10 protein-coding genes are annotated in these 12,139 nt (G+C 61.1%); 3 read left to right on the top strand and 7 right to left on the bottom strand.

Translation table 11 applies throughout. The annotated features are described in order from the left end of the window. Nucleotides 1–50 precede the first annotated feature (50 nt). Nucleotides 51–1,400 carry an IS701 family transposase gene (locus IVB54_RS10795; protein ID WP_247767993.1) on the top strand — a complete coding sequence of 450 codons (1,350 nt, stop codon included), beginning with the start codon at nt 51–53 and terminating at the stop codon, nt 1,398–1,400. Between the two features lie 316 nt (nt 1,401–1,716). Here IVB54_RS10795 and IVB54_RS10790 read toward each other — a convergent pair whose 3' ends face one another. Then, nucleotides 1,717–2,190, bottom strand: coding sequence for a helix-turn-helix domain-containing protein (locus tag IVB54_RS10790; protein WP_018454364.1), 474 nt, complete (start codon nt 2,188–2,190; stop codon nt 1,717–1,719). Between the two features lie 126 nt (nt 2,191–2,316). Between IVB54_RS10790 and IVB54_RS10785 the strand changes: the two genes are divergently transcribed. Both IVB54_RS10785 and IVB54_RS10780 read left to right on the top strand, forming a co-directional pair. Further along, a complete protein-coding gene (locus tag IVB54_RS10785; protein ID WP_247361229.1) occupies nt 2,317–3,291 on the top strand; it encodes a zinc-dependent alcohol dehydrogenase family protein in 975 nt (324 codons plus the stop codon). 106 nt (nt 3,292–3,397) lie between these two features. Beyond that, nucleotides 3,398–4,117 (top strand): hypothetical protein, encoded by a 720-nt coding sequence (locus IVB54_RS10780; RefSeq protein WP_018454362.1) that lies wholly within the window; start codon nt 3,398–3,400, stop codon nt 4,115–4,117. 334 nt (nt 4,118–4,451) lie between these two features. Here the strand turns inward: IVB54_RS10780 and IVB54_RS10775 are convergent, their stop codons facing one another. The 6 genes from IVB54_RS10775 to IVB54_RS10750 form a co-directional block, all read right to left on the bottom strand. Next, the gene (locus IVB54_RS10775) at nt 4,452–6,773 is read right to left on the bottom strand and encodes a mechanosensitive ion channel domain-containing protein (protein ID WP_018454361.1); all 2,322 of its coding nucleotides are present in this window, start codon (nt 6,771–6,773) and stop codon (nt 4,452–4,454) included. A gap of 1,040 nt (nt 6,774–7,813) precedes the next feature. Beyond that, nucleotides 7,814–8,773 (bottom strand): polyphosphate kinase 2 family protein, encoded by a 960-nt coding sequence (locus tag IVB54_RS10770; RefSeq protein ID WP_018454360.1) that lies wholly within the window; start codon nt 8,771–8,773, stop codon nt 7,814–7,816. Then, nucleotides 8,733–9,752 (bottom strand): branched-chain amino acid ABC transporter permease, encoded by a 1,020-nt coding sequence (locus IVB54_RS10765; RefSeq protein ID WP_026232717.1) that lies wholly within the window; start codon nt 9,750–9,752, stop codon nt 8,733–8,735. The genes IVB54_RS10770 and IVB54_RS10765 overlap by 41 nt, the downstream gene beginning before the upstream one ends. After that, nucleotides 9,749–10,630 (bottom strand): branched-chain amino acid ABC transporter permease, encoded by an 882-nt coding sequence (locus IVB54_RS10760; RefSeq protein WP_018454358.1) that lies wholly within the window; start codon nt 10,628–10,630, stop codon nt 9,749–9,751. The genes IVB54_RS10765 and IVB54_RS10760 overlap by 4 nt, the downstream gene beginning before the upstream one ends. Before the next feature lie 13 nt (nt 10,631–10,643). Continuing rightward, nucleotides 10,644–11,348 carry an ABC transporter ATP-binding protein gene (locus IVB54_RS10755; protein ID WP_247777202.1) on the bottom strand — a complete coding sequence of 235 codons (705 nt, stop codon included), beginning with the start codon at nt 11,346–11,348 and terminating at the stop codon, nt 10,644–10,646. Next, entirely contained in the window at nt 11,348–12,118 is a 771-nt protein-coding gene (locus IVB54_RS10750; protein WP_018454356.1) for an ABC transporter ATP-binding protein, read from the bottom strand. The genes IVB54_RS10755 and IVB54_RS10750 overlap by 1 nt, the downstream gene beginning before the upstream one ends. Nucleotides 12,119–12,139 lie beyond the last annotated feature (21 nt).

Raw genomic sequence — 12,139 nt, 5'->3', positions numbered from 1 at the left:
CAGATTGTTGATTTTGCCGCGATTTATAGGATTCCCGAATCAATTGTTCAATGATTCATGGGTGGTCGGCTCTTGGAGGGCTGACCATGCCGGGATGGGAAGACGAACTCGAACGCTGGCTGATGCCGTTCTTGGACCGGCTGGGTCATAAGACCCGACAGCGGATGTGTCCTCTATATGTTGCGGGATTGATCGGTCCTGGCGATCGCAAGAGCGTTCAGCCGATGGCGGAACGCCTTGCCACGAGCAACTACGACCAGTTGCACCATTTCATTGCGGACGGCGTCTGGAACGCGACGCCGCTAGAGACAGAGCTGCTCAACCAGGCGGACCGACTTGTCGGCGGCAGGGATGCGGTGCTGGTTATTGATGACACCTCACTGCCGAAAAAGGGTGAGCGATCGGTCGGTGTTGCGGCTCAATACGCGTCGGCTCTCGGTAAAACTGCAAATTGCCAAACGCTGGTGTCTTTAACGCTTGCGCGCGGGGAAGTGCCCGTGATGGTCGCGTTACGTCTCTTTCTGCCTGACAGCTGGACAAGCGACATGCCTCGCTTGAAGCGCGCTCGCGTGCCAGTCGAACACCGAACGCCGCGGTCCAAGCCGGAGATCGCTTTGGCCGAGATTGACCGCGCGATGGCAGCCAACATACGCTTTGGATGTGTGCTGGCGGATGCAGGATACGGCCTCAGCGCGCCGTTTCGACAAGGGCTAACAGAGCGCGGGCTGGCCTGGGCGGTCGGTATCCCTCGGCACCAGAAAGTGTATCCGGTCGATGTGAAGCTCATTTGGCCGATCACCAAAGCCCGTGGCAAACCACGAAAGCACCACGTGCCCGATATCTTATCGATTGCGGCAGAACAAATGCTGGCCAGCGCCAAATGGAAAACCGTGAGTTGGCGCAGCGGGACGAAAGGTCGGCTCAAAGCCCGATTTGCTGCTCTCCGTGTCCGCACCGCCGACGGCCCTCCGCAGCGGATATGGGATAAAGGTCAGCAGCATCTCCCAGGCGACGAAGCCTGGCTCATTGGCGAGCAACGTGCCTCCGGGGAGAAGAAATACTATCTCGCCAATCTTCCGGCGACGACGGATCTGCGCACGCTGGCCGCCACCATCAAGGGACGGTGGATTTGTGAGCAGGCGCATCAACAGTTGAAGGAGGAACTTGGACTTGATCACTTCGAAGGGCGATCATGGCAAGGTCTTCATCGCCACGCCCTTATGACAATGATTGCCTACGCCTTCCTGCAACATCGTCGCCTCGCAAACGCGGGGCGAAAAAAAAAGAATCAACGGGCCTCCGCCTCAACCGACTATGCCCGCCGTACGTCACGCCATCGTCGATCTCATCCTTCGGCCGCCGCCCCAGCAGTGCCCACATTGCCGAAAGCAAATCCTTGAAAAACAGCGGCGAAAACACATTCTGCCAAAGTAGTGTTAGGACATGTACTCATAAACTCGCGCTGCACTTCGTCTGAGGTCCACTCTGCCTCCGATACCGGCCGCGTTGGCGCACCTCACCCTAGGTCCGAGTTGGGCCATGTGTGGAAATCGCGTGGGGCCCGCTCAGCTGGCGTTAGTGCTTCATTGGCGCGTGTCCGACCGATGATCCGCAGGCTCGGCAAATCGCACGATGGGACCCCGCCTGCTCAATCGCTCAAGAACTTCTTTCTTACTTTCAGCAAGCCGATCAACATTATTGACCACAAACGTGTGATTACCTCCGCACTACTGGTCGCACCCGCTCCACTGGGACATGGTCGCCGTTTTTGCTGACGACCTTCAGAAACACTTCTTCCCGAGTCGCTTTGTCGATCATGCGGGCAGATCCTTTGCCGAGATGCTCATCTCCCCATTGGCTCAATGCCATCAGCACAGGCAATAGCTTGATGCCGGCTTTGGTGGGTTCGTATTGATAGCGCTTTCGCGCCCCCGGCTCCTTGTAAGGAGTTTTTTCAAAGATTCCGTACTCAACAAGTTTTTCCAGGCGCTCAGACAGCACCGCTCTTGGTATGCCCAAAAACGTTTGAAAGTCCTGGAAGCGGCGAACCCCCCATGAGGCCTCGCGCAAGATCAACAAGGTCCAGGTTTCACCAACAATCTCGAGCGTTCGCTTGATGGAGCAGTTGTTTTTTAGCTCCAACATCAAGCGAAGATCCAGCTCGGGCGAATGCGCTTTTTCTGAGTTCATTTTTCATACACAGGTTGACGTTAATGACAGTTCGTTATATGAACTTAGCATGGTTTGGCGTCGAGCGGTCAGGGAACCGTAAGATTACTTGGCGGAATGAGCCATACAGCTCTCGCGGAGGGGACAATGAAGTTTCTGCAAATGTCTAAGTTTGGCAAACCCACCGAGGTGGTTGAAGTTGTCGAAAGCGATCCACCCCCACCGCCGGCAGCAAATGAAGCCACGGTCGCGGTCGAATACTCAGCGATCGGACTTGCTGAACTTCTGATGATCCGTGGCATGTATGCGATCAGGCCGCAGCCGCCCGCGCCGCTCGGGAACGAAGCTATTGGCCGCGTTGTCGCCTTAGGAGCCTCGGTTAAAAATGTAAGGACTGGCGATCGTGTGGCCATTCCGATCGGGCTTCCCGTGTGGAGACAGGCCATCACGGTGCCGGCCACCGATCTCATCGTCTTGTCTGAGCAAGCCGATCCCCAACAGATGTCAATGCTTCGGATCAATCCGCTCACAGCGGCATTGCTCCTAACCGAGTATGTCGAACTCGGCAAGGACGACTGGGTCATCCAGAACGCCGGCAATTCCGGTGTGGGACGCAGCGTCATTGCGTTTGCAAAGGAGTTCGGACTGCGCTCGGTAAGCCTCGTGCGCAGACCCGAGCTGGTGGATGAGCTGAAGTCAGCCGGAGCTGACGTCGTCCTTGTCGATGGACCCGACGTTGTGAAGCAGGTCGCAGCGGCGACCGGCAAGGCTAAAATCAAGCTGGGCATCGACGGCGTGGGTGGCGAGTCCTCGCACTCGGTAGCGTCTTGCCTCGCGTCGAACACCAAGATGGTCGTCTATGGCGGCGTCAGCGGAAAGCCCGCGGCCATGAGTCCTCTGAACATCATTTTCAAGCAGATGACCCTGGAAGGGTTTTGGCTGGGATTTCCGCGCTTTCGAGATGCACACGAAAAGCTTGCGGCTCATACGCGGACAGCCGAGCGACTGATCGCCGAAGGCAAACTGCACGTTCCGGTCGCCGGCGTTTATTCGCTCGAGCAGGCAACTCAGGCCATGGCGCATGCGCAAAAAGGCGGGAAAGTCCTTCTGAAACCCAACTAATGGATGATCAACGGTCAGGCGCCCTGAATTCTAAGCGCCTGAAACCGCAGCTAGTGCGATATCGAAAGCGATGGCCCTAATTCCAATAGGGCGAACCGGAGGACACATGACTGCTCTTTTAGATCTGGTGCTTGAGTCTCACGGAACTCTTGAACGATGGCGAAAATTCAACGCGATCGACGTGAACCTCTCGATGCATGGTTCGCACTGGACTAGAAAGGGATGGGATGGTGTCTTCGAAAATGTTCAATTGAAGGCGCAAACGAAAGAACAGCGAACTTGCTTTACGCACTTTACCGAAGAAGGCGTGCAAAGCATCTACGAACCGGATCGTGTTCGGCTAGAGACAATCGACGGGAAGCTTATCGAGGAGCGCGTACATCCAAGAAATGCGTTTGAAGGACATACTCTTCAGACGACGTGGGATAGGCTGCATCTGGCTTACTTTACCGGGTATGCACTTTGGAATTATCTGAATACTCCATTTATGTTTGTCACTGAGAGTGCCAAAGCGGAAGAGATAGACCCGGCGACCGACCAAGGCACGGTACGCCGGCGGCTCAAGATCACTTTTCCCGAGAAGGTTGGAACTCACTGTCCGGACCAGATATTCCACGTCGATGAAAACGGGCTCATCGCTCGTTTGGATTATACCACACTCGTGGCAGGTGGTGCTCCAGCCGCGCACTACATGTCCGAGTACAAGAACATTCAAGGGATTATGATGCCAACCAAACGGCGCGCGTTCAGGAGAAACCCGGACGGAAGTATAAATACCGAATCTGTCCTCGTCGGTATCGATATCTCTGCAATTGCTTTGACTTAAAAAAGCATTCAGACGGCAGGAAGCACGCAAGCAAATGGGTACCCCCCGACTGCCCCATGGCGCGCGCCGTGGGTGTCATCGGCGATTGGGGTAGACACAATCGACTTGAGGAGCGCGTACATCCAAGAAAAACGTTTGAAGGACACGCGCGAGTACGTTCATGGCGTGGACACAAACGAACTTAAGGGCAAGGCGGGGCCAAAAGGCGCCACCTCCTCTGTTCTGAGTTATCGTTGGCATGCCGACTTCCGGTTTGGATCACGAGCCGCCGATCACACGTAAGGTCGGACACTTCCGCTTTCGATTGGCAAGCCGACGTTTATGGACAGACTCTCTAGCCGACCGCTCGCCTTGGCGTCAGATGAGCGGCGCCATCAGCCGGCGGCGCGATGTGCATCAGGATGGTCTGGGTGGCGGATGCGACCTCGATGCCGTTGTGCTGGAAACGCTGCTTCATGCGGCGGTTGAATTCGCGCTGCACCGGCCAGCGGCCGGCCTCGGTGCAGCGGATCTGGCCGACGATCGACACCATGGCGCCGTCGACCTTGTCGATGCCCCAGAGCTCGAGATCGCCGCGGATCAGACTGCGGAATTCCACCTCGCGGCGCATCTCGTCGACGATGTCCTTGAGGATCTGGCCGGCGCGGTCGGTATCCTCCTTGTAGGCGACGTTGACGCTGACGGACGCATTGCCGGCGCCGCGGCTGGCATTGGTGATAGTCGTGACCGCGCTGAACGGCACGATGTGCACGGCACCGTCGCCGGCACGAAGCCTGATCGTGCGGATCGAGACGTTCTCGACCACGCCCGATAGCCCGGACACGCTGACGCTGTCGCCGACCTGGACGGTGTTCTCCAGCAGCAGGAACAGGCCGGTGATGAGATCCTGCACCAGCTTCTGCGAGCCGAAGCCGATGGCGATGCCGACGATGCCGGCGCCCGCCAGCAGCGGCGCGACGTTGACGCCGATCTCGCTGAGCGCCGTGAGCCCGACGACAGTGGCGATCACGCACAGCAAGGCCGTGCGCAGCATCGGCTGAAAGGTCCGCAGCCGCGCGGCCCGGGCATAGTGCCCATCGCGCGACAGCGTATTGATCTGGCGGTCCAGCAGCGCGTTGCTGGCTTCCCAGATCGCAGCTGCGATGAACACGGCAAGTCCGATCGTCACCACCGCCGAGATCAGCCGGCTGCCGATCTGGCCCCCATAAAACCATACGATGGCGTCGACGCCCCAGACTTCGAGCACGGCCACCAGGCCGATGAAGGCGATCACGCCGGATACGATCTTGCGCAGCAGCGGCAGGTAGCGGTTGGCGCGGATCTCGAGGCCCGGAAAGCGCTGGAGGATCTCGGGCTTGATGCGGAAGCCGCGGTCGATCAGGCCCAGCGTCAGCATGATGGCGACACGCGTGATCAGCGCCACCGCGATGGTGCCGACGAAATATTGCAGCAGCAACGAATAGCCGTTGCGAATGTTCAGCGCCCACACGGCCCACAGCGCAAGGTCGAGCGCGATGGCGAGATAGTGCCAGCCGCCCGCGATGCGGTTGCGCAGTCGCGCCGCGATCCCCTGCCGGTCGGCCGGCGCGCGGATCGCTTCGGCGACCTGGCGGCGGCATTGCAGGATGATGACGACGATGAAGAGATGCACGACCAGCATCACCATGCGCAGGAGCGCGGCGTAGCCGCCGCGATGCAGGCCGAGCAGCAGCGCGACATTCGCAAAGGCGATGCCGGAGACGCCGACACCGACGATACGGCGCGCCCAGATCTCGATATAGGCGGCGGTTTCGGCCTTGACCGGAAACAAGCCGAACGGTCCCGCCAGCACACGGACCACACAGAAGAGCCCGCGCGAGAACGCATAGGCGTTGACGACGGCGAGGATCACGAGACGGACGGTGGTGGGCCCGCCGATCTCGGTGCCGAGCAGCGCCGTGGCGACGCCGACAAAGACCAACACGGGTAGCAGCTCGAGCAGGAAGCGTCCCAGCACGAGCGGCAGCCGCAGCATGATTTGCCAGGCCCGCGCCAGGCTGTGGCGGCGCATGTGCAGTTCGGGCGCCGGGGTGACATCGGCCACGGATGACGGCGGATCGGCAATGGGCAACACCTGCACCGGCAGACGCGCCGTTTGCGGCATGCGCCCTTCCAGGAACACGACGGGGCGGCGGATCAGACGGAAGATCACCCATTCGGCGCAGAAGGCGCAGCCGAACACCAGCGCAAGCTTCCAGGCGATCTCGATCAGGAGATTGTAGGCCGCGGGATCGTTCGCGGTCCGCACGATCCAGTAATAGAACGCCGGGAAGTGCGTGAGCGTCCTGGCCATATCGGCGACGTCTCGCGAAATCTCGCCGATTTCCTCGGACACGGTGAGCATGAGCTGCGCACCGAGGCCGTCGGCCGCGAGCGGGATCGGCGATTTTGGCTCGGGCGCGGGCTGCTGTGCACCGGACGCATTGGCGATCGCGCGCAGCGTGTCGATCATCTGCGCGCGCTTCTTGTCGTCCTGCAGCGTTTCCAGCGCGCGCTTGGCCTCATCGGGCGACAACGCGGCAGCGCTACTCGTCGGCGGCGCGGCGCGGGCGCAGGAGAGAGATGAGATCGCGATCAAGAGCGCGGCGAGAAGCGCGGAGGCAAGCTTATGCGACACGAGGGATCCCTGGGAAAATGAATGCGACGGCGACGTCGGGCCCGTCACCGCCGAAGCACATGCATCATGTCGGATCGACGCTATTCGCCCGGGCGCTGTGTCGGAAGTTGGCCAATGAGGCGACATTCTCTTGGCATTTGCCGCGGTGCAGTAAACGGGAACCGCGGTCTCAAGGCAGGACGTGCAGCGATCGGAATGCAGGCACGCGGCTGGAAGCTCAACCGCGGCCATTCTTCGAGACGCCCGCCTGCGGCGAGCCCTCAGGATGAGGGATGAATATGCGGCAACATTTCAACGCAGATGGATGCAGCTGAGCCTCATCCTGAGGAGCCGCAGAACGCGGCGTCTCGAAGGACGAGGCGCTCGCTCAGGCGCCGCTGAGACGTCATATGCGACAGCCCTGATATGCGACAGCCCTCCGTCATTCCGGGAGTCGGCCCGGAATGACGGCCGTGAGGAGGAGGAAGAGAGAAGCACGATGTCAAAAGCACGGCGGCCGCGTCACGGCCCTCCGACGTGGATCGGTGTGCAATCGATGTGATGCACAATACAGCGCCGGGCAGGTAGGGGCTATGCCACACTGATGCAGCCCTCTAAACCTTGGCCCGGCGTGCCGTTCGCGGTTTTCTGCCGCTATGCGATAGTCCGAACGAGCTCCATCGCACTTAACGCGGCTGGATCTGCGGAGGTGGTGTCATAGACCTCCCCTTGCTCTTGATGTGGACGTTGCGCGTCGCTTGTTTGCGACCATTGAGATGGTCCTCCCGTGACGAAGAACTGTCAAGCAAGATCAACGGCGCGCAAATCACATTTGAGGGCGCGTTCCATCTGACTGCGACGGATTCGCTTGCAGCGAAATGCGAGAAGTGGGCGAATTGCGAGGCCGCCCTTCCCGCCAATGTAGAACGCTTCTGCTACCGGTGGACGCGAGTACTGAGGAATTTGGGGATGATCACATCATGCCCCTGTTTTGCCCGACGAGTCAAACGATTTCGTTAAATCCGCAAGCGCTCGCGCTGACCTTCAAGTCATTGATTTCGTTATCCCCGGCTACTGTGCATGGGGTTGTTTTCGCGTTTTTGTTTCTTGCCCGCCTTCTCCTCCTTCTCCAGCGCCTTGCGCACCTCGTCGAATTCACCCGCCGAGGCCTTGTCGGCGCGAGGGAAGCGCAGATCGAGCTTTTCGAGCGCCGCGACGATGGCCGACCCGATCACGACGCGCGCGAACCATTTGTGGTCGGCCGGCACGACATACCACGGCGCATGAGGCGTTGCCGTGTGCCGGACGATGTCCTGATAGACCGCCTGGTAGCGCGGCCACAGCGCGCGCTCCTTAATGTCGTCCATGGAGAACTTCCACTGCTTGGACGGATCCTCCAGCCGGTCGAGGAAGCGCTCGCGCTGCTCGTCTTTGGACAGGTTGAGGAAGAACTTCAGCACCACGGTGCCGTTGCGCGCGAGATAGCGCTCCCACGCACAGATGTCCTCGAACCGCTCCTTCCAGATGTTCTTGGTGACGAGCATTGACGGCAGCTTCTCCTTGGCGAGGACCTCCGGATGCACGCGCGTCACCAGGCATTCCTCGTAATGGGAGCGGTTGAAGATGCCGATATGCCCGCGCTCCGGCAGCGCGACCACGTGGCGCCAGAGGAAATCGTGATCGAGCTCCTTGCTGCTCGGCGCCTTGAAGGCACTGACCTCGCAGCCCTGCGGATTGATCCCCTCGAAGATCGCCTTGATCGCGGAATCCTTGCCGCCGGCGTCCATCGCCTGGAACACGATCAGTACCGACCAGCGGTCCTGGGCGTAGAGCTTCTCCTGAAACGCGATCAGCCGCTTCATGTTGGCATCGAGAATCTCCTGGGCCTTCTCCTTGTCGAGGTCGCCCTTCTCGTTGGTCTTGTGATCCTTGAGATGAAACTTGCCCGAACCATCGTAGCGGAACGGCGTGATGTAGCGGTCAAGTTCCTGGGCGAGCGATTTGGACGACTTCTTGCTCATGAGCGCGGGACACCTTGCGTTGCGGCTTCAATCGGTCGAGCAAGCTACCAAGGATACCCTTGGGAAGGAATATGATGAAAAGCACGAGCAACACGCCGTAGACGAGATTGTCCCAGCCGACCGCCTTGGTGCCGAAGCCGATGCGCAGGGTCTCGGCCAGCATAATCGTGATGATAGCGCCGAAGGTCGGGCCGAGCGAGACGAACAGGCCGCCGACGATGGCCGCGAACACCATCTGGAGCGACACCGCGATGCCGCTGACGGTATCAGGCGTGATGAACATCTGGTACTGGCAGTAGAGCGCGCCGGCCAATGCCGTCATCAGCGCGCTGAGCAGCGTGATCTTCAGCTTCTCCGCGGTGACGTCGACGCCGGCGGCGGCCGCGGCGTCCTCGTCCTCCGAGATCGCCTCCAGCGCATAGCGGGCCATGCTGCGGTCGACCCAGTGCCAGACCACGATGCCGAAAAGCCAGACCCCGAGCGCGATCAGGTACCAGGTGATCTTGTCGTCGAATTGCAGCGACCAGAGCTTGTTGCCCGCGGCCCGGTTCGGCGTGTAGCCGAGCGAGCCGCCGGTGTAGTCGCGCGTCGCCGTAATGACCTGGAGCACGATGCCGGAGAGCGCGAGCGTCACCAGCACGAAATAGTGCCCGGTGATGCGGAAGCGGAAACAGGGATAGCCGACGATCAGCGCCAGCGCGCCGGCCGCGACCATGCCGATGGGGATGCCGATCCAGGGCGACCAGCCCAGGTGATTCCAGAGTAGCGCGGTGACATACGCGCCGATTCCCATGAAACCGCCGTGGCCGAGCGAGACGAGGCCGAACCGCCCCATCATCGACCAGGACGTATAGGCGAACGACCAGATCAGGATCAGCACCAGGATGTGCAGATGATAGGGATCGCGATAGACGAAAGGCAGCGCGACCAGCGCCGCCAATCCGATCCCCCAGGCTGCAAGCCGTCCCCGCCCCATCATCGGCGCCTCGCGAGCAGGCCCGCGGGCCGGATGAACATCATGACGATGAAGAACGCGAAGGCAAGCACATAGCCCCATTCGAGATCGGAGAACAGGCCGCCGAGCGAGATGATCTCGGCGAACACGAAGGCGGCGATGAAGCCGCCGATGAAATTGCCGAGGCCCCCGAGCACGCAGATCAGGAAGGTGATCGGGCCGAACGACAGGCCGACGAAGGGATGCACGTCATATTGCAGAACCAGCAGGCATGCTGCGAGCCCGGCCAGCCCCCCGCCGATCGCAGAGGTAATGAGATAGATCCGCTTCGTGTCGACGCCCATCAGCGCCATGATCTGCCGGTCCTGCGAGATCGCCCGGATCGCGGTCCCTGTGAAGGTCCGCGTCATGAACAGATAGACCGCGACCATGCCGACCAGCGCGGCCAGGAAGGACAGCAGTCGCGCGTAGCTGAAATTCATGTCGCCGAAGGCGAGCACCGGCAGGCGGATGCCGAGGTTACGGAAGTCGATGCCGAAGGCGACCGTGGCAAAGCTCTGCAGCACGAACAGCACCCCGCCGGTCGCCAGCAACTGGTTGATTGGCGGCGCCGTGAGCAGCGGCGCGATCACGAGGTAATGCAGCGCCGCGCCGAGCACCGCGACCAGCAGGATGGTGAGCGGCGCGGCGACGAAATAGCTGATGCCGTAATACTGCACCAGGAAGTACATGGCGTACATGCCGATCATCACCAGCTCTGCGTAGCAGATCCAGGTCACGTCGATGACGCCGAAGATCAAATTGAGCCCGAGCGCGAGCAACGCCAGCACGCCGCCGAGCAGGATGCCGTTGATCACGGCCTCCAGCAGGTAGATGTCGAAAATGTCCAGAAATGCTTGCATGCCTGCATGAACCTCACACCCCGAGATACGCTTCCTTGACCGTGTCGCTCGCCAGCATCTCGGCCGAGGTGCCTGAGGACCTGATCGTACCCGCCTCGATCAGATAGGCGCGATCGACCACTTTCAGCACCTGCTGCACATTCTGCTCGACGATCAGCACGGTCAGCCCGCTGGCGCGGATCCGCTTCACCAGCTCGAACACCTGCTGCACCACGACCGGCGCGAGCCCCGCCGACGGCTCGTCGAGCAGCAGCAGCTTTGGATTCGACATCAGCGCGCGGCCGATCGCGCACATCTGCTGCTCGCCGCCGGACATGGTGCCCGCCATCTGGTGGCGGCGCTCCTTCAGGCGCGGAAACAGCTCGAACACCACGTCCAGCCGCTCGGCATAGTGGCCGCGCGCCTCCTGCATGAAGGCGCCCATCTTGAGATTGTCGTCGACCGAGAGCTGCGGAAACAGCCGCCGGTTCTCCGGCACATGCGCGATCCCGAGGCTGACGATCTTGTGCGGCGGCGTGGCCACGACGTCGACGGTTTCCATTCTGATCGCCCCACGCGAGGGGCGGATCAGGCCGGAGATGACGCGCATCAGGGTGGTCTTGCCGGCCCCGTTGGGACCGATGACGCCGACGGCCTCACCCGCCCTCACGTCGAGATCGACGTCGAACAGTGCCTGGAAGGTACCATAGCCGGCATTGACGCCGCGGAGCTCCAACATCACTGCACCCCCGCGCGGCGGCGCGCTGCGGCGGCAGCAGCCTGCGTGGTCTCGGCATCGGTGCCGAGATAGACCTCGATGACACGGGGATCGCCGGCAACGGCACTCGGCAAACCTTCCGAGATCTTCTCGCCGTGATCGAGCACCATGACGCGATCGACGACGCGCATCAGCACGCCCATGATGTGCTCGACCCAGATGATGGTAATGCCGAGCTCGTCGCGGATGTTGCGGAGCATGTTAGCCGCCTGCCCCATCTCGGCCTCGTCGAGGCCGCCGAGGCTCTCATCGGCCAGCAGAAGTTTGGGCGCGGTGGCGAGTGCTTTCGCCAGTTCGAGCTTTTTCAGGCCGGCTGCGCCGAGGCCGTCGACGCTGGCATGGCGATCGGTCGGCAAGCCGACCATCGCCAGCGAGCGCTCGGCCGCCTCCTCGGCCCTGGCACGGCTGTGGCGGCCCTGGCCATAGAATCCGGCGAGCGCGACGTTCTCGAAGATCGTCAGGCGGCGGAATGGTCGCGGGATCTGGAAGGTGCGGCCGATGCCGCTGTTGATGATCCGGTGCGGCGGAAGGCCCGCGATCTCGGAGCCGTCGAACAGGATCGAACCGGACGTCGGCGCCAGTGTACCCGAGAGCATATTGAAGATCGTGCTCTTGCCCGAGCCGTTGGGGCCGATCAGGCCGAGGATCTCGCCCTGATCGACTTTGAACGACACATTGTTGACGGCGGTGAAGCCACCAAACCGCTTCACCAGCCCGCTGACTTCCAGCACCGTCCCGCTCTCCTCTCTGCG

The sequence above is a fragment of the Bradyrhizobium sp. CW1 genome, assembly GCF_023100665.1.
GTDB lineage: Bacteria > Pseudomonadota > Alphaproteobacteria > Rhizobiales > Xanthobacteraceae > Bradyrhizobium > Bradyrhizobium canariense_D.
This window is presented reverse-complemented; position numbering and strand designations above follow the sequence as displayed.